General features: G+C 37.8%; 24 protein-coding genes. 5 read left to right on the top strand and 19 right to left on the bottom strand.

Annotation, left to right across the window (positions count from 1 at the left end):
* Positions 1-36: 36 nt before the first annotated feature.
* Together OO013_RS03530 and OO013_RS03535 are read right to left on the bottom strand one after the other, a co-directional pair.
* Positions 37-255 (bottom strand): hypothetical protein, encoded by a 219-nt coding sequence (locus OO013_RS03530; protein ID WP_266055272.1) that lies wholly within the window; start codon positions 253-255, stop codon positions 37-39.
* A 161-nt stretch (positions 256-416) separates the two neighbouring features.
* Positions 417-1,637 (bottom strand): sensor histidine kinase, encoded by a 1,221-nt coding sequence (locus OO013_RS03535; protein ID WP_369414878.1) that lies wholly within the window; start codon positions 1,635-1,637, stop codon positions 417-419.
* 101 nt (positions 1,638-1,738) lie between these two features.
* Here OO013_RS03535 and OO013_RS03540 point away from each other — a divergent pair, with 101 nt between their 5' ends.
* The gene (locus OO013_RS03540; protein ID WP_266055274.1) at positions 1,739-2,050 is read left to right on the top strand and encodes a hypothetical protein; all 312 of its coding nucleotides are present in this window, start codon (positions 1,739-1,741) and stop codon (positions 2,048-2,050) included.
* On the opposite strand, the gene OO013_RS03545 is transcribed toward OO013_RS03540, so the two are convergent.
* The 10 genes from OO013_RS03545 to OO013_RS03590 form a co-directional block, all read right to left on the bottom strand.
* A complete protein-coding gene (locus OO013_RS03545) occupies positions 2,051-3,373 on the bottom strand; it encodes an ABC transporter permease (protein WP_266055275.1) in 1,323 nt (440 codons plus the stop codon).
* A complete protein-coding gene (locus OO013_RS03550; protein WP_266055276.1) occupies positions 3,366-4,274 on the bottom strand; it encodes an ABC transporter ATP-binding protein in 909 nt (302 codons plus the stop codon). Before OO013_RS03550 ends, OO013_RS03545 begins: the two co-directional genes overlap by 8 nt.
* Positions 4,275-4,364: 90 nt before the next feature.
* Positions 4,365-5,894, bottom strand: coding sequence for a S8 family peptidase (locus tag OO013_RS03555; protein WP_266055277.1), 1,530 nt, complete (start codon positions 5,892-5,894; stop codon positions 4,365-4,367).
* Positions 5,895-5,986: 92 nt separating this feature from the next.
* Positions 5,987-6,874, bottom strand: a complete 888-nt coding sequence (locus OO013_RS03560) for a hypothetical protein (protein ID WP_266055278.1) — start codon at positions 6,872-6,874, stop codon at positions 5,987-5,989.
* Between the two features lie 111 nt (positions 6,875-6,985).
* Positions 6,986-8,092 (bottom strand): molecular chaperone DnaJ, encoded by a 1,107-nt coding sequence (gene dnaJ, locus OO013_RS03565; protein WP_266055279.1) that lies wholly within the window; start codon positions 8,090-8,092, stop codon positions 6,986-6,988.
* A 6-nt stretch (positions 8,093-8,098) separates the two neighbouring features.
* On the bottom strand, positions 8,099-8,680 hold the full coding sequence (locus OO013_RS03570; protein ID WP_266055280.1) for a nucleotide exchange factor GrpE: 582 nt from the start codon (positions 8,678-8,680) through the stop codon (positions 8,099-8,101).
* 69 nt (positions 8,681-8,749) lie between these two features.
* Complete coding sequence (gene obgE, locus OO013_RS03575; RefSeq protein WP_266055281.1) at positions 8,750-9,748, bottom strand: GTPase ObgE; 999 nt, start codon at positions 9,746-9,748, stop codon at positions 8,750-8,752.
* A gap of 9 nt (positions 9,749-9,757) precedes the next feature.
* Entirely contained in the window at positions 9,758-10,333 is a 576-nt protein-coding gene (locus tag OO013_RS03580; RefSeq protein WP_266055282.1) for an adenylate kinase, read from the bottom strand.
* Between the two features lie 80 nt (positions 10,334-10,413).
* Positions 10,414-10,938 carry a hypoxanthine phosphoribosyltransferase gene (gene hpt / locus OO013_RS03585; protein WP_266055283.1) on the bottom strand — a complete coding sequence of 175 codons (525 nt, stop codon included), beginning with the start codon at positions 10,936-10,938 and terminating at the stop codon, positions 10,414-10,416.
* 6 nt (positions 10,939-10,944) lie between these two features.
* Positions 10,945-11,874 (bottom strand): M20/M25/M40 family metallo-hydrolase, encoded by a 930-nt coding sequence (locus OO013_RS03590; protein WP_266055284.1) that lies wholly within the window; start codon positions 11,872-11,874, stop codon positions 10,945-10,947.
* An 81-nt stretch (positions 11,875-11,955) separates the two neighbouring features.
* Between OO013_RS03590 and upp the strand changes: the two genes are divergently transcribed.
* Both upp and OO013_RS03600 read left to right on the top strand, forming a co-directional pair.
* Positions 11,956-12,600: a uracil phosphoribosyltransferase gene (gene upp, locus OO013_RS03595; protein ID WP_266055285.1), complete on the top strand. Its 645-nt coding sequence runs from the start codon at positions 11,956-11,958 to the stop codon at positions 12,598-12,600.
* 121 nt (positions 12,601-12,721) lie between these two features.
* Positions 12,722-13,174, top strand: a complete 453-nt coding sequence (locus OO013_RS03600; protein ID WP_266055286.1) for a hypothetical protein — start codon at positions 12,722-12,724, stop codon at positions 13,172-13,174.
* Here OO013_RS03600 and sdaAA read toward each other — a convergent pair.
* The gene (gene sdaAA, locus OO013_RS03605) at positions 13,171-14,082 is read right to left on the bottom strand and encodes an L-serine ammonia-lyase, iron-sulfur-dependent, subunit alpha (protein WP_266055287.1); all 912 of its coding nucleotides are present in this window, start codon (positions 14,080-14,082) and stop codon (positions 13,171-13,173) included. The two genes, OO013_RS03600 and sdaAA, sit on opposite strands and share 4 nt — an antisense overlap.
* A 100-nt stretch (positions 14,083-14,182) precedes the next feature.
* On the opposite strand from sdaAA, the gene hemE reads away from it, so the two are divergent.
* Entirely contained in the window at positions 14,183-15,214 is a 1,032-nt protein-coding gene (gene hemE, locus OO013_RS03610; protein WP_266055288.1) for a uroporphyrinogen decarboxylase, read from the top strand.
* A 29-nt stretch (positions 15,215-15,243) separates the two neighbouring features.
* Here the strand turns inward: hemE and OO013_RS03615 are convergent, their stop codons facing one another.
* The 5 genes from OO013_RS03615 to OO013_RS03635 form a co-directional block, all read right to left on the bottom strand.
* Positions 15,244-17,052, bottom strand: a complete 1,809-nt coding sequence (locus OO013_RS03615) for a TrkH family potassium uptake protein (RefSeq protein ID WP_266055289.1) — start codon at positions 17,050-17,052, stop codon at positions 15,244-15,246.
* A gap of 1 nt (position 17,053) precedes the next feature.
* A complete protein-coding gene (locus tag OO013_RS03620; RefSeq protein ID WP_266055290.1) occupies positions 17,054-18,052 on the bottom strand; it encodes a bifunctional heptose 7-phosphate kinase/heptose 1-phosphate adenyltransferase in 999 nt (332 codons plus the stop codon).
* Complete coding sequence (locus tag OO013_RS03625) at positions 18,052-19,251, bottom strand: pyridoxal phosphate-dependent aminotransferase (RefSeq protein WP_266055291.1); 1,200 nt, start codon at positions 19,249-19,251, stop codon at positions 18,052-18,054. Before OO013_RS03625 ends, OO013_RS03620 begins: the two co-directional genes overlap by 1 nt.
* Positions 19,252-19,385: 134 nt before the next feature.
* Positions 19,386-19,994, bottom strand: a complete 609-nt coding sequence (gene recR / locus OO013_RS03630) for a recombination mediator RecR (protein WP_266055292.1) — start codon at positions 19,992-19,994, stop codon at positions 19,386-19,388.
* 8 nt (positions 19,995-20,002) lie between these two features.
* Complete coding sequence (locus OO013_RS03635; protein WP_266055293.1) at positions 20,003-20,284, bottom strand: ATP-dependent Clp protease adaptor ClpS; 282 nt, start codon at positions 20,282-20,284, stop codon at positions 20,003-20,005.
* A gap of 109 nt (positions 20,285-20,393) precedes the next feature.
* Between OO013_RS03635 and OO013_RS03640 the strand changes: the two genes are divergently transcribed.
* Positions 20,394-21,881: a sodium:solute symporter gene (locus OO013_RS03640; RefSeq protein WP_266055294.1), complete on the top strand. Its 1,488-nt coding sequence runs from the start codon at positions 20,394-20,396 to the stop codon at positions 21,879-21,881.
* On the opposite strand, the gene OO013_RS03645 is transcribed toward OO013_RS03640, so the two are convergent.
* Positions 21,867-22,193, bottom strand: a complete 327-nt coding sequence (locus OO013_RS03645) for an MGMT family protein (RefSeq protein WP_266055295.1) — start codon at positions 22,191-22,193, stop codon at positions 21,867-21,869. The two genes, OO013_RS03640 and OO013_RS03645, sit on opposite strands and share 15 nt — an antisense overlap.
* Positions 22,194-22,199: the final 6 nt, after the last annotated feature.

The following is a 22,199-nucleotide window of genomic DNA, read 5'->3' on the forward strand; positions in this document are numbered from 1 at the left end:
CTATTGCTGCCAGGGTTTAATTTTCTTTCTAAAAAATTACAGTCCGTGTCTTCTGCTGAGATAATCGTCTGTTTCGCGTAAGCTAAGCAGGCGCCCGCTTTGCGTTAGAGAACGGCGGCTGTGGCCTCCCTTTAATGCTGTAGAATCAGCATCATCACCTAAAATGTTGCCGATCTTCTCAAGCGTATTCACGTCATTTTCACTTTCAATTAACTTCTTTAAAACCGATTTTTTTGTTTCTATAGAATTTTTCATATTGCTATTTTACCAATTTGCAGGCATTAAATCAAACAATAATTGAGTCAATTCTGATATTTTAGATGATTTTTAATAAAAAAGCTAAATAATTATCAAATTGTTAATCACAATATTAGATTTAGTTTCAGCAGAAACAATATTTTAATTTCTATATGATTTTAAATATTTGAGTTTGCCGATGGCAAAATAATCCTGAAAGTAGTTCCTTTATCTAACTCTGTACGCTTTATGTATATTTTTCCCTGGTGATAACTCTCGACAATTCTTTTCACTAGTGCAAGTCCTAACCCCCACCCTCTTTTCTTTGTGGTGAAACCAGGTGCGAAAATTGTCTTCAAATGGCTTTTGGAAATACCTTTCCCCGTATCTGAAATATCGAGAAAAACTTTTCCTTCATTTGCTTTTATAATTTTAAGATTTATCTCTCCCTGCCCATTCATTGCATCAACTGCATTCTTACAGATGTTTTCAATAACCCAGGCAAAAAGGGATGGATTTAAACTCACCAGGGTCGGATCAACAACTGTTTCTATATTGATTGAAACTTTGCGTGATATTCTTGTTTGTAAATACGAAACGGTGTGTTTAACATGATCAACAAGGTTTACTTCTTTCAATGCTGGTGTACTCCCTATACTTGAAAAACGCTCTGTTATTAGCTCCAGCCTTTCAATATCTTTTTCAACTTCTTTGATATAATCACTATTTCTGAATTCCGGAACCGCCTTAAAATATTCTACCCATGCCATTAAGGAAGAGATTGGTGTACCCAACTGATGAGCAGTTTCTTTGGCTAAACCTACCCAAAGCCTGTTCTGCTCTGCTTTTTTACTATAAGAAAAAGCTACATAAGCTAAAAAACCAAAAACCAGCAAGATCGAAAGCTGGACATAAGGATAGTATTTTAACTGATTAAATAGATCGGAATTATTATAGTATAATCGCCAGGTATTGTATACTACATTATCAAGTTGAGCCTGAATAATAATTGGAGAATGCTCAGCTTTCATTTCTTCCAGCTCGGCAAGTATAAGTGATTTTTGTTTTTCAGGTGTGGTATTTTCCGGAAGATCCAGATTCCGATGCATTATCGCATTACCCAGACTATCTACCACTATACAAGGAACTGAAGAATTAGCTCCGATTATTTCATTATATACAAATTGAAGGTTTTCAGCATTTTCAGTGTTATTAACAAATTCTAATGCCTTGGCAAACAATTCGATCGACTGACGCTCTCTTTCTTTAAGTCTTTTCGACAGAATATTGGTATAAATAATGGTACCCACACTTATACCAACAGCTGTCAGCAAGATCAGCCACCTTACGAAATTATTGCTCTCAAACCAGAAACTCCCATCATTCTGACGTTTAGCCATCATCTAACGGATTAAAAAATTAACATAAGTTATAAGATTTTAAAATACAAACGCACCAAATAGCATTATATTTACGTTTATAATATACAAAATCTATAGCCATGAAGTTTTCTGTTGTAACCCTATCGCTATTGGTGATTATTTCTTTTTTTATTTTAACCACAGAAGAGGTAATCTTAAATAATAATCACTTTAAAAAAGCTACCTCCTCGCTTCATTGCACTTATGATTATCATATTTCCTCTATTAAATCTAGATATGATTCCAGTACCCCTGAGGATAGGAAGTATGCTTCTTTCTGGATATCTCTAATGCTTGACAGGCCTTGTTCAAAGATTGAAAAAAATAATATGCAAAATCAATTTCCACAACAGGCTTCCACTTCTTGCAAAGCGTCAACAAAAGCAGGTTGATCAATAATTTTTGATCATCCATTTAAATATTAACTTATAGGAAACTTTTGCTCCCCGTGTTAAAATTCCAATTCGGTAAACCCTTCCTGCCAGCCATGCGGTACCTATTATCCCTAAAATTAACAACACCATACTTACAATGATCTGCCATGCAGGTATATCAAATGGTAACCTTGCCATCATCACAACGGGAGAAGTTAATGGAATCATCGAAAACACTGTAGCCAGGGTGCCATTGGGGCTTTCAACTGCTGGCAAACCAACTCCAATACTAATAATAATAGGAAGAATCACAGGGAACATAAACTGCTGAGTATCAGTTTCTGAATCTACCACAGAACCTATCATAGCAAAGAGTGAAGCATATATCAGAAAACCTCCAAGAAAATAAAATATAAAACATGCCACGATCAACGGAAGGTTCAGAGAAGAAATGACTTCAGTGATTACATTTACCTGAAATTCTGAGGGCGCTCCCCCTTGATTAAAATTGTCCAATTGCTGCTGACTTTCCATTGCCGTATTAACTACTTCTGTCTGACCAATGAACGCGCTTGCAACTACTAAAAGGATCACCGTTAAAACCACCCACATAAATAATTGCGTCAACCCAACTGCAGCTATTCCGATAATCTTGCCTGCCATCAACTGGAAAGGTTTTACTGAGGAGACAATCACCTCCACTATCTTTCCGGATTTTTCTTCCACCACGCCTCTCATCACCTGGCTTCCGTAGATCATTATAAAAATGAAAATCATATAAGCACTTGCCCCTCCTGCAATAGTACCTACTAATGCTGAAGTTTTTTTCTCAGTACCATCTTCACTCAAATTGATAGTTGTGATATCAATATCTGAATTAATTTCATCAAAAATATCTGTTGAAAGTCCTTTTTTCTGCAGTTTCAAACGTTCAATTTCATCCTCAAGCATAGACTCGATTACCGTTAATGTTCCAATTCCAGGATTGCCTTTAGTCCTCAAAACAACATCCTTTGGATTATCACCCTTGAAGTCAGGGATATACAATAACCCATAAGCTTTGGAATCCAGGTACGACTCTTTGGCTAAATCACCAGATAGAGATTCAGGCAGAAATTCAAACTCTAAATTATCAGACGATACTAAAGCCTTTTCAAATTTCTCAGATTTATCCAGAACTATAATTTTCTTTTGATCTTCTACCCCTTTAACTGACAAAAAAATTATCAGTGCATACACTCCGACAATCAACAGGGGTGTCAGAAATGTCATTAGAATAAAAGTTTTATTCGTAACGCGAGTGAGGTATTCCCTTCTGATGACTAATAATATCTTATTCATTTTTTTTATTTACAGATTGAATAAAAATGTCATTTATTGTGGGTAGTTTTTCATTAAAACTAAAGACTTCTTTCTGATCCACAACTTCCTTTAATAAATCATTAGCACTCTGGTCTGAGTATAATTTTACGTCAGTCTTTTGCTTTCCATTAGAAAGAAATGTATACACAACCTCTCCGGAATTCAGGTTAAGATTCCCTGCAGAATGTCCAATTGTCCAAATATTTTGTTTGTGTCGATTTTTTATTTCATTTTTCTCTCCATACAATATCAGTTTTGAATTATTTATCATGGCTATTTCATCACATAATTCTTCTACTGATTCCATTCTGTGTGTTGAGAGTATAATCGTCTTTCCTTCTTCTTTTAGTCTAATAATTTCATCCCTGACCAGATTTGCGTTGACCGGATCGAAACCTGAAAAGGGCTCATCAAGAATTATCAGATCAGGATTATGAACTACTGTACTGATGAACTGAACTTTTTGCTGCATTCCTTTAGAAAGGTCCTGAACTGTTTTATTCCACCATCCTTTCATCTCAAATCGTTTCATCCAGGCAACAATGGCTTCTTTGGCTTCTTTTTTCTTCATTCCTTTAAGCCCGGCCAGATACATCAATTGATCACCAACTTTCATCTTCTTATAAAGCCCTCTTTCCTCTGGTAAATAACCAATTCTTTCTATTGTACCAGAGTTTAATTCTTTACCATTAATAAGGATTTCTCCCTTATCAGGAGCAATAATACTGGTAATTATTCTTATAAAAGTGGTTTTACCAGCGCCGTTTGGCCCCAGTAATCCAAATATACTGCCAGGATTAATCTCTAAAGTAATATCATCCAGTGCAATATTCTTTCCATAACTTTTAGTAATGTGCTTTGCTTCTACAATTGGTTTCATTAAGAATTCTTCGGATAGATCTTGCTCTTAAATTACAAAAAAGCTGCCTTGCAAGGCAGCTTTTTTTATATTGAAGGTGAATTTTTAATTTTATTGTAGAGTAACTGCTTTATAAGCATCGATGGTTCCCCAGCCAAATTGACTACTTCTAGAAGGGTAAAGATCAGCAGAACGAGTTAATCGGTTTAACACCTGTTCTCTTGAAAGAGAAGGATTTGTACTCCAAACCAGGGCAGCAATTCCTGAAGTAGTAGCTGTGGCTACTGAGGACCCGCCCACTCTAGAAGGGTCCGGTCCACTTTGTGCAAGTGTCAGACTGGTTCTGCCACTATCTCCTGCACGCTGCATCACAATAGTAAAATCTACTTTGCTACCTGAGTGACAATTACTACACCTTACATATCCTCCATCTGTAATACCTGTGACAGCGACTGTTTCATTCATGTTTGCAGGAAAAACCACGCCGTACCAATTGGTAAAAGAGGTTGATGTACCTGCAGCACAAAACATCAGCTTTCCTCTTGCATAGGCGTACCGGATACCATCAGCCACCTGGCCACTCGATAAAGGAGAACCAATAGACATACTAATAATCCTCACATCAGAACGATTCCCTAATAATACTAGCGCATCGGTTACTCCATCTTTTTCATTTCCTTCCTCAATCACAACATCCCCAGTACCTCTCACTCCTACAAAATTAGAATTATAGGCAACACCTACTGAAGAACCCACTGTTCCTCTCGGTCCTGCTATAACTCCTGCCATTTGAGTGCCGTGCCCACATTTATCATTAGGCCCATCCGGGCTGGCCCACCACCACCAGGAGCTAACGTAAGTTCCGTATTTTCGTAAGTATCTACCATTTGACCATCCGGAATTAAACTGGGAGTTAAGCCCGGCTTGATCCGGAGATAGTCCCGTGTCGATCATTCCAATCGTAATTCCTTTTCCTGTGGTTAAACTCCAGGCCTGGGGAATATTACTTGTATAATAGTTCCAGGAAATTTTTACTGCTGGAGAAGCAGATACATAATCAGCGGGCTCCAGATAGCTGTCTGAAGAATTTCCACAGCCTAGTTTCCCCATAGTTCGATACCCTTCTCCATCTGCCATTTCTGAGAAATAATAAGTGTGAGGTTCGATATACCTAACTTCGCTCATTTGCCTGAGCATAGTTACAGCCGATGGAGATGATATTTTTACTTTTAAGAAAGGTAAAGTTGAATGGCTCTGTGTTTGAAGCCCTTCTTCCGGAATTGAGATACCGTCAGATAAATGAGCCGCCTCCAGCTTTTTCATAACATTATTCAATGACCTTGTCCACTCTGTTTCGGTGACATCAAAGTCTTTCCAATTAGAAAAAGAGCTTTCTGATGGTTGGTATCCGATTACTGCAATGCTGTCATAGGATATTATAGCGCTATAGAGTTCGCTATCTGACAATTCATTCCAGTTGAACTCATCATCTTGTAATAAAGATTGTTCGATTACAGAGTTTAATTGGGATTTGGTTGAAATTTCAATTTCTTTTTTTTGAATTGGGTTTTCCTGTAGATTACAGGAATTCATTATGGCCATAGTCATCACGGCCACGATGAGTCTTGATAAGTTTTTCATGGTTATTTGCGTTACTTTTGGTTGATTACCAATAATATACAAAGGAAAAACTTAAAACGAAACCGAGTATATAATTTAATTACCGGAAGAAATTACTGAAATGAAATATTTCCCATGGCCACTGCCAGGTCAAACCTGATATAAAATTGATTTGGAGAAACCCTGTCCAAGAATGCCTGGTTGACAAAAGTATTATCAGAAACCTTAACGAATTTATCGTTCAATTTTATTTTACACAGAGGGGAGTCCTGAATTACGACTTTTATCGGTATCTCAGGATTGGTACAAATAACATTTAAACTACCTGCACCAAGACTAGCCTGAATATGAGTATTACTAAATAGTTTATTATTTAGTTCTAATTCAACACTTCCAAAACTTATATTGGCTTTAATTACCCGAGCTTTTAATCCATTTAGATTTTTGATATAAATCTTTCCCAGATCAGACTTAATATTAAAGGTATCCAGAAAAACCGGATTAGGTGTGTTTTCATGACAATTCACAAACACATCTGCACTTCCGGAAGTTATTGACATTTTCCTCACTGGAATCCCCGACAAATCAAGAAATGCATTACCAGTACCATATTTGAGATCGAGCTCAAAGTCGTGTCCCTTACTTAGATACAGGTTACATTTTTCTTTGTATTCTTTCGCCCCAAAAAGTCCCAGTCCTAACAAGCCATTATTTGAAAGTGCTGGCTTTTCAAGCATAACATTTACATCCTGTACATCTCCTACCTTCTTTGATTCAAGTTTTGGAAGACTTTTTTCATCATCAGTTATAAAGTAAAGATTGAGTGGTTTGCTATTTTGAGAAGGTTTTAAATAGCTAATCGCTTCAAGGGAAGTAAGATTGAAACGGACATACCTAGTACCCGGCTCAGGATCTACATCGAGATGCTTCTTATCCTGTGCACTTACTTCAGACACAGCAGAAAATACTAAAACACTATAAAAAATAACTCTTAACAACATCGTTAACAGTAACGTAAGCTTCATTCAATTAGTTGCACAACCCTCTAATATAAAAATCGGCAACCGAATTTTCAATACGATTGCCGATTAAATTGTTGAGCTTATTTCTTGTTAAAAGTATTCTTTCATGCGCTCGAAGAACCCTTTTTCATTCTTACCAGGGTTAGGTTTGAAATTGTTGCTTGATCTCAAATCTTCGAGAACTTGCTTTTCATCTTTAGTTAGTGTTTTCGGTGTCCAGACATTTACATGTATCAACTGGTCACCAGTACCATATCCATTTAGATCCTTAATTCCTTTTCCTCTTAATCTAAGAACCTTACCGCTTTGAGTACCTGCAGCAATTTTAATTTTCACTTTACCTTCTAATGTAGGTATTTCAACATCAGCACCTAAAGCTGCATCAATAAAGCTTACATAAAGATCATAAACGACATTGTTGCCATCTCTTTTCAAGTGATCGTGTTCGATTTCTTCTATAAGTATCAAAAGATCACCTGCAGGCCCACCGTTTGGTGCTTCATTACCCTTTCCGGACATAGACAACTGCATTCCGTCAGAAACACCTGCTGGTATTTTTATTGAAATTATTTCTTCTTTTGGCTCAAGCCCCTGACTATTAGCTCCTGGAGGCAGGTTATCAACTATTTGACCACTACCGCCACAGGTCGGACATGTACTGCTGGACACCATTTGTCCCAGCATAGTATTAACTACTTTTCTAACCTGACCGGTACCCTGGCAGGAAGAACATGTTTTAAAGGTAGCTCCATCAGCAGCTACAAGTCGGTTAACCTTGATCTTTTTCTCAGCCCCAGTTGCCATTTCTTCAAGGGTGAGTTTTAATTTTATTCGAAGGTTCGAACCTTTTCTTCTACGGGCACGGCCACCACCGCCTCCACCAAAGAATGATTCAAAAGGATTTCCGCCGCCACCGAAAATATCTCCAAACTGAGAGAAGATATCATCCATGTTCATACCACCGGCACCACCTCTCATGCCTTCATGGCCAAAACGATCATACCGTTCACGCTTTTCTTTATTGCTTAATACCTCATATGCTTCTGCAGCTTCTTTAAACTTATCTTCAGCATCAGGATCACCGGAATTTTTATCCGGGTGATATTTAATAGCCAGTTTCCGATAAGCTTTTTTAATTTCTGCTTCAGAAGCATTTCTATCTACACCTAGTATTTCGTAATAATCTCGTTTAGCCATAATTAATTAAGATCCAATAACTACTTTTGCAAATCGTAAAACTTTTTCGTCTATCATATATCCTTTTTCAATGACATCTACGATTTTGCCTTTAAGTTCCGGTGAAGGGGAAGGAATTGCAGTAACAGCTTCCTGATAGTCAGCATCAAAATCACTACCTTGCTCCAGCTCCATCACTTTCACACCTTTTGCTTCTAATAACTTGGCAAGTTTGTCATAAATTAATTTTACACCAGCCACAACGTCAGGATTTTCGTCTTTTATTGCCTGGAGACTTCTTTCAAAATCATCCATAACAGGTAAAAGATCTTTTAAAATATCCTGGCCAGCGGTTTTTACCATCTCTAATCGCTCTTTTGCTGTTCTTCGACGGTAATTATCAAACTCGCTATATAATCGAATATATTTATCGTTGAGGGAATCGACTTCAGCTTTTAATAATTCTTCAGGAGATTCCTGCTTATTCTCTTCGTTCTCTTCGTTTTCGCTTTTTTGCACATGTTCCTCAACAGTGTTCTCTACTTCCTGATTATTCTCTTTCACTTCCTGTTCTTGTTGATTCTTGTTTTCGTTTTGCGAATTACCCATATCTTAATATTTATAACCTTGCTTACTTTTCTCAATTAGTTTGCCAAAGACTCATCTTGTGACAATTTGTCAGCGATCTGAATTTAATACCTGCCAGATCTTGTCTTTTAACGTCTGAATTCCAAATCCTGTTACAGAAGAAATGAACACATATGGTACATCGTAATTCAAAGTATCTTCCATTTCTTTCATCAACTCTTCATCAAGCATATCTGCTTTTGAAATTGCAATCAGGCGTTGTTTATCTAATAATTCCGGATTGTATCTTTTTAATTCATCGACAAGCACTTCATATTCCTTGTTAAGATCATCTGCATCAACAGGTATGAGGAATAGCAACATACTGTTTCGCTCGATATGTCTTAAAAACCTCAATCCAAGCCCCTTTCCTTCAGCAGCTCCTTCAATTATTCCCGGAATATCAGCCATTACAAATGATTGATGATCCCTATAGGCCACTACACCAAGGTTTGGAGTTAATGTTGTAAATGGATAATCCGCGATTTCCGGTTTAGCTGCGGAAACTGCACTTAATAATGTTGATTTACCGGCATTTGGAAATCCAACCAATCCAACATCAGCTAAAAGTTTTAGTTCAAGAACAACCCATCTGGTTTCGCCTGGTTCTCCAGGCTGGGCATATCTTGGAGTCTGATTGACAGAATTTTTAAAGTTTTCATTTCCCAAACCGCCTCTTCCTCCGGGAGACAAAATAACCTCCTGGCCATCTTCAGTTATCTCCCAAAGCACTTCACCAGTTTCATCATCTTTGGCTATTGTTCCTAATGGGACTTCGAGGATCTCATCCTTGCCAGCTGCACCGGTACTTCTCATACTTCCGCCGGGCTGGCCATTTTCTGCTATTACGTGTTTACGGTATTTTAAGTGAAGCAAAGTCCATAGCTGGCTGTTGCCCCTGAGAATTACATGACCTCCACGACCACCATTCCCTCCATCAGGGCCTCCTTTAGCTACATGCTTTTCTCTCCTGAAATGAACAGCTCCCGGACCTCCATGACCGGAGCGGGAGCAGAATTTCACGTAATCTATAAAGTTATTTCCAGACATTAAGTCGTTTTATTTCACCTCATCTATAACGGCACAGATGCTATCAAATATCTCATCAATTGATCCTACACCATTAACGCTATAGAATTTATCTTGTTTTTTATAATATCCTGCTACAGGAAGAGTCTCTTTTTCGTAAACCTGAATTCTGGTAGTGACTTTTTCAGAATCCTGGTCGTCTGTCCTTCCACTGGTCTTTCCTCTTTCCATTATCCTGTTCCTCAATTCTTCTTCAGGTACTTCAAGAGCTATCATACAATCAATTTTTGTATTTAACTCATCCATCAACTCATCCAATGCCTCTGCCTGAGCTACCGTTCTCGGAAAGCCATCGAATATAATTCCATTCAACTCCCCGTCTCCTTTAATTTTTTCACGAACCATATCAATAACAAGACTGTCAGGTACTAATCTCCCCTGGTCCATATAGGTTTGTGCTTTTTTACCTAATTCCGTACCCTCTCCCAAATGTTTACGGAATAGATCTCCGGTAGAAATATGTGTTAAATTGTATTTTTCAATCAATTTGGCACTTTGCGTACCTTTTCCGGCACCCGGAGGGCCAAACAGGACTATATTAAGCATGATATTCTTTTTGTTTGCATTTAGGGATAATAAAGAGCAAATATAAAAACTATCCCTGAAGTTTAAGACTATTTTAAAGGTTAATCCAATTGATATATGTCTGGCAGGTTTCTTCCATGTCCATTATAGTCCATTCCATAACCAACTACAAAGTCATTTGGTATCTCAAAACCCAGGTAATCAATTTTAAACTGACCTTTGAAAACTTCGGGCTTCATTAATAAGACACAAGTCCTAACAGACTTGACCTCCAATTTATTTAATTCATTCAGCAACCATTTCATCGTAGTGCCGGTATCGACAATATCTTCTACGATCACAATATGACGATCTGTGAGGTCTTCATTGATTCCTATTAATGATTTAATCTCCCCGGTACTTTCTGTTTCTTCGTAACTGGAAACTTTGGTAAAACTGATTTCACATGGAATCTTAGTCTCCTTAAGCAAATCCGATGCAAACATGAATGCACCATTGAGGATTATGAGAAACACCGGGTTTTTATCTTTATATTCTTTTATTATTTCTTCAGACAACTCATTGACTTTACTTCTGATCTTTTCGCCCTCCATATATAGTCTAGCTGTCTTGTCTAATACCTTCATAGTGGTTTATAATTTTTTCATTAAGTATTGATACATGCGTATCATTGATTCAAAATCAAATTTAAACACTTTTTCTTCCGGGCTATGTACGTGATCTTCCGGGGCGCCAATAAAACACCAGTCAAAAGGATAATCTGATGCTTGTAATTCCCTCGCATCACTTGACCCGCTTCCCTCCACTTCAAGCTGATATGCGATACCCGACTCCGATGCATGTTTTAATATTTTATTTAGCCATGACCGTCTGGGTAAACCTCTGTCACGCATCGAGATTACTACTCCTTTACCATGGTGTACACCATCAGTAACCCAGGTAATATCTGAAATCAAGGCCTGCCTGACTCCATATTCTTCATAAATGAATTTTGCTATCTGCGGAACAGCACCACCTCCATGCTCTTCTCTGGTTGAGAAAACTATTATTCCGTTCTCTAATGTTTCTGCAACCTTGAGGGCATTTAAAACACCAAGGCGGTTATCCAGATAACAGCTTTGAACATATTCATCAGTTTCTCTGAAATTAGACTCAAATACCAGATTAGTACCCCGATCTATCGGCCGACCAAAGTGATAAAATAAATTACCGTCTTTATTCATCTCCAGTCTGCAGAGTATTTCACCCATTGTATCCTCACCCCTGAGAAAATATCCCGACTGAACATCCGGACCTCCTATCGGTACCAACTGATTTTCATACCTGACTGTAAAACCGATGCTGTCTATATGTGCAAAAATAGCTGTTCTCGGTTCACCAAAAACCAGGATAATATTATCATGCCATTCATCACCAGCAATAATATCCGGCTGTACAATCCATTCTGATTTATTTTTTCTTATATAATCCAGCAAGAAATCTTTCATCTTGCTTTCATCTCCCGAAGGAGCAAATACCTCACATAAATCTTTTAACGTCTGATACATTAGGCAAAAATGCATTTTTTTAAATAGTTGTACATCCTTTTGATGGAATGATTAAATTTGTTAACTCGAAACTCGAAAGCCAATATATAAACACACATGTTTGTACTTACAGATCAAAGATCAATCGCTGATCGCTTTTTTGGTAATCTCAGAAATAAAGAGATTCAAAAAAACCGCCCTGTTTTCAGAGCAAACTTATCAAAAGTCGGAGCACTTTTAGCCTATGAAGTATCTAAGAACCTTAACTATGTTGAGGAAAAGATAGAAACCACTCTTGGAACAGCTGAAGGTCATAAGCTGAGTAAACCTCCTGTAATCATAACCATATTACGAGCTGGTCTTCCTATGTTGGATGGTTTTATGGACATGTTTGATGATGCTGACATGGGTTTTATTGGCGAATACAGGATGGAAGAAACTAATGAGGAAATTAAAATAAAAAGAGAATATGCAGCTCTGCCTAATCTTTCAAACAGGGATGTCATCGTCATTGATCCAATGCTTGCTACAGGTAAGTCAATGGTTGAAGCTGTAGAACACCTTGCTGATTTTGGTTCCTGGCAATCCCTGCATATTGCTTGTGTAATTGCTGCACCAGAGGGTGTCAAATATCTCAATGCCAATCTTCCTTTTGGCTATTCTTTATACCTTGGAAAAATTGATGATGGTCTCAATGATGATTCTTATATTGTTCCCGGACTTGGTGATGCAGGAGATTTATCCTTCGGACCGAAAACATAATTCCGTATTTTTCGGTTAAACAATATAAAGAAGATCATCTTTTTAGATTTGAAAAAACCTCCCGTTTTTTCGTTCTTTTTCAATTATTATTTCACAAAGAGTTTACACTGATAAACAAAAAATGATAGAAGAAATTTCAAAGTATTTGATAGTGTTCGGAAGTAGCATGGTGAAATTCATTTTTGGTCCGGTGGCAGGAACCTCAATGGGGTTTTCCTATATTGAAACTGTTTTGTTGACTGCGTTCGGAATGATGACTACTGTAATTATTATTACCGTTTTAAGTGAGAAAATAAAGGAATACAAAGCAAAAAGAAACAAAAAGAAGAGTCGTAAAAAATTTTCTAAAAGAAGTCGCCAGTTTGTAAAAGTCTGGTCTAAATACGGTATTTGGGGAGTATCCTTATTAACCCCCCTTATCTTTACTCCTATTGGAGGAGCACTTTTGATAAACGCAGTAGGCGCCCCTCCTAAAAAGATCATTCCGTCAATGCTGGTCTCTGCTTTATTCTGGTCAGCTGCTATAACTTTTGCTCTCAGATATATAATTCCAGACCTGCAGCATTTTACTTAATCCTCATCTTTATCTTCATCAGGTAGCATCTCAATATCTTGTATCAATACCCTTTTGGCAATTGATCTTCCTGTTGGGGTATTTGCTAAACCACCTAAAGCCGTCTCTTTATACCGGTCTTCCATGCTTTGACCAACTTCTCCCATTGCCATCACACATTCGTCTACCGGAATAACAGCATCCATATCGGCAATCGCAATTTGAGCCGATGAGTGAGCAATAGCTGCGGCACTGGCATTTCTGACTATACATGGTACTTCAACCAGCCCTGCAACCGGGTCGCAGATTAGTCCAAGCATGCATTGAATAGTAATTCCTACCGAATTAAAAATCTGATCTATTGATCCCTCAAAAGCATGAACAATGGCACCGGCAGCCATAGCAGCAGCAGTTCCGGTTTCTGCCTGACATCCACCAACAGCACCGGCAATACCTGCATTTCTTTCTATTATCAAACCTATTCCTGCAGATACCAGCATGCATTCGGTGATTTTTTTATCAGATATCCCGTGTTCTGCCTGCAATGTAGCTAATACTCCTGGCATAATACCTGAAGCGCCAGCCGTCGGAGCAGCAACAACCTTACCCATGCAGGAATTCACCTCTTTAGCAGCTAAAGCCCTGGAAATCATATCGGTGAATCCTTTATTCAGCACATGCTTTTCAGACTTATACACTTTCTTAGCTCCATTGTTAACCATGCCTGAATGGCTAGTCATATCCTTAGTAAGGCCTGAATTGACAGCATCCCTCATCACATCAAGGGCCCTCTGCATACCATCCCAGATATGCTCCTCTTTTTTACCTTTCTGCTGGATTTCATAGTCGATCACAGGTTGGTAAACCGGCAGGTCGTTCTCCAGACAGTGGTTCTTCCAGGATTCAAATGAGTCAAAAAGAAACTTCATATTGCTTTTGGGTTAATGTTTATGCAAAGCTAGATAAATTTTTACGGATTATGGTATTTATTGTTATGCAGAGCCGCGCCGGATTTATGTATATTTGCACATGGCTTTAAAAAATGACCTTTTAATCAGGGCTGCCAAAGGTGAGCCCGTAGAAAGAACGCCTGTCTGGTTAATGAGACAGGCTGGAAGAATCTTACCTGAATACCGAGAAGTAAGAGCAAAACTTAATGGTTTTATTGACCTTGTCAAAAATCCTGAAAGAGCTGCTGAGGTAACCATTCAACCTGTTGATATACTCAATGTCGATGCTGCAATAATTTTTTCTGATATTTTAGTTATTCCTGAGGCTTTAGGACTTCCTTATGACATGGTGGAAAAAAGAGGCCCTGTATTTCCTCAGACCATTTCTAACATGGAAGATGTCAAAAAATTATCGACATCAGATATGTCTGATAAGCTGGGATATGTAATTGAAGCTATTAAAATAACAAAGAAAGAATTGAATGACCGGGTGCCATTAATCGGGTTTGCCGGTGCACCATGGACCATAATGGCTTACATGGTAGAAGGTAGTGGTTCAAAAACTTTTAGTAAGGCAAGAAAAATGCTTTATACCCAACCTGAAACTGCTCATGCGCTACTTCAGGCTATTACCGATTGTACAAAGTCATATTTAAAAGAACAGGTGAATGCCGGAGCAAATCTTGTTCAGGTATTTGATTCATGGGCAGGAATATTGAGTCCCGCACAATATGATGAATTTGCAATACCCTATATTAAGCAGATTGTTGATTCGATTGAAGAAGTACCAGTCACAGTTTTTTCCAAGGGCGCTTATTTTTCTTTGCATTCACTCGGTAAAATGAATTGTGAAACTTTAGGGCTTGACTGGAATACCCCAGTAGATTTTGCATTAAAAATGGCCGGTCCAAACAAGACCTTCCAGGGAAATCTTGATCCTTGTGCTCTATATGGAAGTACTAGTGAGGTAAGGGCTGAAACGATCAAAATGCTGGATCAGTTTAAAGGCCTTCGACACATTGCTAATCTTGGCCACGGAGTTTATCCGGACACAGATCCTGAAAAGGTAAAAGTCTTTATTGAAACAGTAAAAAATTATACTCAGAAATAAATTGATTTTGGTTGGCTGGTAATCTGATATCAGCCGACCATTAATGAAGCCCGAGGATATCTGGCAGTATCCTTCCAACCTCTGAAACTTAGTGCGAGGGCAAAAGTAAGAGTTCCTACCCTTCCAAGAAACATTGATACAATTATCATCACCTTCCCTCCCATTGACAATTCAGGAGTAATCCCCATTGACAGACCAACGGTAGCAAAGGCACTGACCTGTTCAAACATAATTTGCTCCAACCTGGCTCCCGATTCAGTTATTGAAAGAACAAATACCCCAATAAGATTAAGCACTACAGCAAAGACAAAAGTCGATAATGCCCTGAAAATGGTGCTGTTGGGTATGTATAATTTATTGATTACTACTTTTTTATTACCTCTTATCGTGGCAATTACTGATTGTACAATTATAAAAAATGTACTCGTTTTAATACCTCCACCAACAGAACCAGAGGATGCTCCAATAAACATCAGGAAAACGAAAATAAAAATCGTTGGCATAGTTAAGGAGGATATATCCACTGTATTGAATCCTGCTGTTCGTGTTGTTCCTGACTGAAAGAAACTGGTGATCATACTCTCCATAAAATTCATTCCCTGGAGCGTATTATTCCTCTCCAGGATATAAAACATGAGCATCCCGAAAATCAATAATGTACCCGCCATATAAACTGCTACTTTCGTTCCCAGTTCCCAGTCCTTCCATGGGTTATTGAGACGATCACGTAGTTTTCTGATCGAAAACAGGTCTTGAAGAGTTGAAAATCCTAGTCCTCCAAGAATAACAGTTAAAATAACAATTACATGGATCGCATAATTATTTACAACTGTCGAATTATACAATCCATCAGTAAACAAGCTAAACCCTGCATTACAGAAAGCAGAAACAGCATGAAAGAAACTGACAAAAACCTTTTCACCAACTGATGAAAAAATCGCATCATCTTCCCATGATGTATAAATCATTACAAAACTTATCAATTCGATAAGAAGTGTGAAATTTACTACCCGACGTAAAAGGTCTTTCGCTGATGCAAGAGAATCAGAATTAAGGTGATCCTGAATTAATGATTGTTGCTTTATACCTACTCCATGTCTTAATAACCCACTAAAGAATGTTGCGAATGACACTATACCAATTCCTCCTAACTGCATCAGAACAAGAATTACCATGTGTCCTTTAAAAGAAAAATATGTGGCGGTATCAACGACGATCAGACCCGTGACACATGTAGCGGAAGTTGAAGTAAACAGTGCATCTATGAAGGACATCGAATCGGTGCCAACAGTTGTAGTAGGTAGCATCAACAAACCTGACCCGATAAATATCAACATCAGGAAACTGACTATAAAGGAAGCGGCTGGTCGAATATTGATCTGGGATATACTCTCAATGATCCTCACAAACTCGATCAACAGTACTATCAATAAATAGAGAGAAAAGATTTTTTTATAAAATTCGAAATACTCTCCCTCTCCAAAAAATCTATAAATCCGCTGTAATAAGCTGGCTTCAGTAAATAAATTAAATACGCCGTTCAAAAGTATCAGGAACAGCATTATAAACTCTATCAGATTGGCTCTTAAAAATTGCTTTCTGTCAGAATTATAAAGCAACTTAACAGCAAAGGTGAAAATAAAAACACCGAAAACGACTTCCAGCCAGAAAGCCAGTGCTTTTTGTGCGCTAATGGGTAGATCAAATCCCTGTAAATAGATCAGAAGGCTAAATCCTGCAATAAATGCAACACTCCCAAGGCCGCTGACTGCTTTAAGTACAGCCTCCTTACTATCAAAAAGTATTGTATTTATTCTGTCTATCAGAGATTTAACCACGTCATGAAGGTATGTTGTTTTTCAATGCCTCTTCTCTTAATCTATCCCGGTCAACCGGAACAACACCAAGATATTCGCATACAATACCACCCCCCAGGTTAGCCAAACCTGCAAGAGTATCAGGATCGAGGCCTAGCGCAAGGCATAATGCTGCTATACTCACTACAGTATCTCCTGCACCAGAAACATCGGAAATCCTTCTGTAATGAGCATCAAGGTAAATAGACCTTCCATTGGCATTATAATGGATCCCATGCTCTGATAATGTTAAAAGTACAGACTCTGCATTAAGTTTATCTCTCAAAACTTTGACTGCTTTATCGACTTCCGGGCGGTTGTTACTATGTAATTCAAGATGTAAACCTTCCCTGAGTTCTTTCAGGTTAGGTTTAAAAAGTGTTACATTTTTATAAAAATTAAAATTTCTTTTCTTTGGATCGACTACTGTAGGTACATTTTTTGATTTGGCATAATCAACAGTTTCCTTTATTACATGTTCATTGATCGTGCCCTTATCATAATCTTCAAAAATAACTACATCAACCTCTTTATCAATTAATCTTTTAATATGTCCAATCAGGCTTTGCTCTTCCAGGTTTACCAGGGGAGTATCAGTTTCATGATCTATCCTCATCATTTGCTGTGAACCAGACAACACTCTCAATTTAGTGGTAGTCATCCTGGTTTTACTTCTGATAATACCCTGATCAGGCAGTTCATTATCTTTAAGCAAATGTAAAAATTCATCTCCTTCAGCATCATCACCAATTACTGAGCATAGAATAGGAGTTGCGCCCAACTCCCTGATATTCATTGCAACGTTTGCTGCTCCTCCAAGCCTTTTCTCTCTTCTCGATACATTTACTACTGGCACAGGGGCTTCAGGAGATATTCTGTCAACTTTCCCCCATGTATAAGCATCGATCATCACGTCCCCGATAATGAGTACTTTTAGTTTGGAAAAAGCTTTTAAAATGTCGTCTATTGATGAATAATCCATTATTTCAATTTAGCTAAAGCAACTTTCATTCGTTCGATCGCTTCTCTTAGTTCACTCTCAGAAGCTGCATAACTCAATCTGATAGAAGTAGGAAGACCAAAAGCCTCTCCTGCTACTGTAGAAACATTTGCTTCTTCGAGAATATACATTGCGAGATCAGATGAAGTATTAATAGTTTTATTTCCATCAGATTTCCCGAAATAATACGAAACATCAGGGAAAAAGTAAAATGCACCTTTTGGTGTGTTGTTTTTAAAACCTGGTAATTCATTTAATAACTCCAAAACAAAGTCTCTTCGTCTCAAGTATTCTTGAGCCATTTCCTTAGAAGGTCCCAGATCTTCTGTTAAAGCAGTGAGAGCTGCTCTTTGAGCAATTGAACAGTTCGCGCTGGTTAATTGTCCCTGAATTTTACTACATGCTTTAGCTATAGGCAATGGAGCGGAAAGGTACCCTACCCTCCATCCAGTCATAGCAAAGCCTTTGGCAAACCCATTAACCGTCACTGTCTGATCAACCATTCCAGGCAAAGATGCCAGACTCACATGGTTGCCAGTATAGTTAATTAATTCATAGATCTCATCAGCAATTGCTATTATATCAGGATGTTTCTTAAGAACGTCAGCCATTTCGCTGAGTTCTTCTTTAGTAAATACAGACCCTGTTGGATTACAAGGAGATGAAAAAATCACCGCTTTTGTTTTATCAGAAATAGCATCTGCTAATTGCTTTGCTGAAGCTTTATACTCATTTTCAAGTTCACCTGTGATATAAACAGGCACACCACCAGCTAACTTCACTAAGGCCTCATAAGAAACCCAGAAAGGTGTGTAGATAATCACTTCATCACCTGGATTAATTATCGCTTGAAACAAATTAGCTAATGATTGCTTAGCACCATTTGAAACTACAATTTGCTCAGGTGTAGTTTCAATATTATTTTCATTTTTAAGCTTATTGGCAATTGCTTCGCGAAGGTCAGCATATCCATTCACCGGAGGATAACCAAAATACTTACCGCTATCAATTGCTTTCTTAGCACCTTCCTGTATATGCTTAGGTGTTTTAAAATCCGGTTCGCCAAGACTTAAACTGATTACGTCAATTCCTCTCGCTTTAAATTCCCGGGCTTTCGCAGCCATAGCTAGCGTAGCTGATTCTTCCATAGAAGTGACCCGGTCTGCCAATTTTATCGCCATAATGATTTAGGTTTAAAAATATTTGATGCCCAAAATTAAAACCATGATTGATTCAGACCTAATACTTTGCATTTTTTTTAATAAGGAAGGGTAATTATTTAATGAAAGGCCTGAAAAAATAAAAATTATTTAACTTAATCGTATTTTGTTCGTGTTACAATACTTCTTCCAAGTGTTAATTCATCAGCATATTCAAGTTCTCCACCCAAAGGAACACCCCGTGCAATGGTCGAAACTTCAATTCCTTTCTCAGAAAGCTTTTTATTAAGATAGAAAGCGGTGGTATCGCCTTCCATTGTCGGACTTAACGCCAATATAACTTCTTTTACAGTATTCTTTTTGCTTTCAATTCTATCAAACAATTCCTGAATACGAAGATCATCAGGACCTATACCATTTACCGGTGAAATCAATCCTCCAAGTATGTGATAAACCCCTTGAAACTGTGCTGTGTTTTCAATAGCTATTACATCGGGGATATCTTCTACCAGACAAATAAGAGAGTGATCTCTTTTAGCTGATGAACAGTATTTACACAAAACATCTTCACTCACCATACCACAATTATTGCAGTACCTGGTTTCAGTTCTGAGTTTTATTATGGCATCACTAAGACTGACAGAAGCTGATTCTTCAGTTCTTAACAGATGCATAACAAGTCTGAAAGCGGTTTTTTTACCGATACCCGGAAGTCGGGAAATCTCCAGAACGGCATTTTCGATCAGCTTAGAAGGATATTCCATAGGTTTCCTTAAACTATTTTAGCGTCTATACCTGCCTCTCTGATCGAATTTCTCATGGGCTTTAACTTTTCGTAGGTTCCTTGCTTCACAGAGCATTTGCCTTTATAGTGAATAATATATGTACACTGTTCTGCCTGTGTAGGGTTATGCTTGCAAACCTTGATCAAGGTGTTGATCACATGTTCGAAAGTATTAAAGTCATCGTTGTATACCATCAAATTCCGTTCAGACTGGTCAGTGACCACCTCCAATACTTCTTCAAGCGTTTCTTCCTGATGGGAATATCTCATGGTTTAAATAAAATTTAATTTTAAAGCGAAATTACAAATTATATAGTTTTTCTCACTTTAATTTAACAGCTTTATGACATTTTAGTTACAAAAAATGAAATAGAACAGCATGGAAGCTACTTCTGTCGCAATCATAATTACTGTATATTTTTTAGTGCTTTTCATCATTGCCCGGCTTACGGGAAAAAAAGCTGATACAGAAACTTTTTTTACTGCAGGCAGGCAATCTCCCTGGTATGTAGTGGCATTTGGTATGATCGGAGCTTCTCTTTCCGGAGTGACTTTTATTTCTGTTCCAGGATGGGTTGGTTCAAGCGAATTCACTTACATGGCTATGGTTCTGGGTTACTTAGCAGGTTACATTGCTATTGCATTTATATTATTACCTCTTTACTATAAGCTTAATTTAGTTTCTATCTATACTTACCTGGAAAAGCGATTTGGCTTTTACAGCTATAAAACAGGAGCAGGATTCTTTTTAATATCAAGAATCATTGGTGCTTCCTTTCGTCTGTTTTTGGTTGCCGGAGTTCTTCAATTAGCCGTTTTTGATCATTGGGGAGTACCTTTTGGAGTCACGGTAACAGTTGCTATTGCTTTGATCTGGGTTTACACATTAAAAGGGGGAATAAAAACAGTAGTATGGACTGACACACTGCAAACTTTATTCATGTTGCTAGCCGTTTCAGTGACTATAATCATCATTGGAAATGAAATGGGATGGGGCTTATCAGAGATCGTTACAAATGTAGAAAATTCCTCCTACAGTAAATGGTTTGAAACGGATGTCAATGAGTCAAATTTCTGGCTTAAAAACTTTATTGCAGGAGCCTTCATTACATTAACAATGACGGGACTGGATCAGGATATGATGCAAAAAAACCTGACGTGTAAATCTTTGAAGGATGCACAAAAAAACATGCTATGGTTTAGTGTTGTTCTTATTTTTGTAAACCTTATCTTTCTTAGTCTTGGGGCATTACTCTTTATTTATTCAGAGAAAAACGGCATTCCCATTCCAAAAAACACAGATGACCTCTATCCGCTATTAGCTCTGAATAATTTAGGATCAGCAGCAGGCATTTTGTTTATGCTTGGTATAATAGCAGCAGCGTATTCCAGCGCGGATTCAGCATTAACTGCCCTTACAACATCTTTCTGTCATGATTTTCTCGATATTAAAAAGTATCCTGAAAAGGAAAGAAAACGAATCAAACTCCTTACTCACATTGGTATGTCAACAATTTTACTAGTGGTAATTTTGATTTTTAATGAGATCGAAAGAGACAATGTGATTAAAGAACTATTCAATGCAGCAGGCTTTACTTATGGACCCCTACTCGGGCTCTTTGCTTATGGCCTTTTTATAAAAAAACAACTATCAAAGGAATTTTTAGTCCCTGTAATCGCCATTATTGCTCCTGTAATAACCTATTTATTAGTTGAATATTCAGTGGTACTCTTTAATGGGTATGAAATTGGATTTGAAAGGTTGTTAATAAACGGGCTTTTGACAATCATTGGACTCTTATTTATCACAGACTGGTCATCCGAAGTGGATGCACTAGATAGTGATCTTAAATCAGATAAGTTCTAAAGAAGGATCCCAGAAAATTTCTTTAAAATTCTGCACTTTATCACTCTTTACCAGAACTCCTTCTCTGTTAAGAAGTTCTTCCATTCTGTCGGGTGTTTCAAAATGGTGTTTACCTGTTAGCATACCATTTCTATTCACAACCCTATGGGCCGGAACATCGGGTATATTGTGAGAACTGTTCATAGCCCAACCAACCATCCGGGCAGATGATTTTGCTCCTAAGTAATTAGCAATGGCCCCATAGGAAGTCACCCTCCCATGAGGCACTAATTTCACTACTTCGTATACGTCCTTAAAAAAAGACTCTTTCAATTTTTT

The sequence above is a fragment of the Mangrovivirga halotolerans genome (assembly GCF_026241165.1).
Classification (GTDB): domain Bacteria; phylum Bacteroidota; class Bacteroidia; order Cytophagales; family Cyclobacteriaceae; genus Mangrovivirga; species Mangrovivirga halotolerans.

Excerpts from the sequence above, each read along its gene's own strand:
- OO013_RS03530 (WP_266055272.1), bottom strand. The coding sequence starts at position 255 with ATGAAAAATTCTATAGAAACAAAAAAATCGGTTTTAAAGAAGTTAATT.
- OO013_RS03535 (WP_369414878.1), bottom strand. The coding sequence starts at position 1,637 with ATGGCTAAACGTCAGAATGATGGGAGTTTCTGGTTTGAGAGCAATAAT.
- OO013_RS03540 (WP_266055274.1), top strand. The coding sequence starts at position 1,739 with ATGAAGTTTTCTGTTGTAACCCTATCGCTATTGGTGATTATTTCTTTT.
- OO013_RS03545 (WP_266055275.1), bottom strand. The coding sequence starts at position 3,373 with ATGAATAAGATATTATTAGTCATCAGAAGGGAATACCTCACTCGCGTT.
- OO013_RS03550 (WP_266055276.1), bottom strand. The coding sequence starts at position 4,274 with ATGAAACCAATTGTAGAAGCAAAGCACATTACTAAAAGTTATGGAAAG.
- OO013_RS03555 (WP_266055277.1), bottom strand. The coding sequence starts at position 5,894 with ATGAAAAACTTATCAAGACTCATCGTGGCCGTGATGACTATGGCCATA.
- OO013_RS03560 (WP_266055278.1), bottom strand. The coding sequence starts at position 6,874 with ATGTTGTTAAGAGTTATTTTTTATAGTGTTTTAGTATTTTCTGCTGTG.
- dnaJ (WP_266055279.1), bottom strand. The coding sequence starts at position 8,092 with ATGGCTAAACGAGATTATTACGAAATACTAGGTGTAGATAGAAATGCT.
- OO013_RS03570 (WP_266055280.1), bottom strand. The coding sequence starts at position 8,680 with ATGGGTAATTCGCAAAACGAAAACAAGAATCAACAAGAACAGGAAGTG.
- obgE (WP_266055281.1), bottom strand. The coding sequence starts at position 9,748 with ATGTCTGGAAATAACTTTATAGATTACGTGAAATTCTGCTCCCGCTCC.
- OO013_RS03580 (WP_266055282.1), bottom strand. The coding sequence starts at position 10,333 with ATGCTTAATATAGTCCTGTTTGGCCCTCCGGGTGCCGGAAAAGGTACG.
- hpt (WP_266055283.1), bottom strand. The coding sequence starts at position 10,938 with ATGAAGGTATTAGACAAGACAGCTAGACTATATATGGAGGGCGAAAAG.
- OO013_RS03590 (WP_266055284.1), bottom strand. The coding sequence starts at position 11,874 with ATGCATTTTTGCCTAATGTATCAGACGTTAAAAGATTTATGTGAGGTA.
- upp (WP_266055285.1), top strand. The coding sequence starts at position 11,956 with ATGTTTGTACTTACAGATCAAAGATCAATCGCTGATCGCTTTTTTGGT.
- OO013_RS03600 (WP_266055286.1), top strand. The coding sequence starts at position 12,722 with ATGATAGAAGAAATTTCAAAGTATTTGATAGTGTTCGGAAGTAGCATG.
- sdaAA (WP_266055287.1), bottom strand. The coding sequence starts at position 14,082 with ATGAAGTTTCTTTTTGACTCATTTGAATCCTGGAAGAACCACTGTCTG.
- hemE (WP_266055288.1), top strand. The coding sequence starts at position 14,183 with ATGGCTTTAAAAAATGACCTTTTAATCAGGGCTGCCAAAGGTGAGCCC.
- OO013_RS03620 (WP_266055290.1), bottom strand. The coding sequence starts at position 18,052 with ATGGATTATTCATCAATAGACGACATTTTAAAAGCTTTTTCCAAACTA.
- OO013_RS03625 (WP_266055291.1), bottom strand. The coding sequence starts at position 19,251 with ATGGCGATAAAATTGGCAGACCGGGTCACTTCTATGGAAGAATCAGCT.
- recR (WP_266055292.1), bottom strand. The coding sequence starts at position 19,994 with ATGGAATATCCTTCTAAGCTGATCGAAAATGCCGTTCTGGAGATTTCC.
- OO013_RS03635 (WP_266055293.1), bottom strand. The coding sequence starts at position 20,284 with ATGAGATATTCCCATCAGGAAGAAACGCTTGAAGAAGTATTGGAGGTG.
- OO013_RS03640 (WP_266055294.1), top strand. The coding sequence starts at position 20,394 with ATGGAAGCTACTTCTGTCGCAATCATAATTACTGTATATTTTTTAGTG.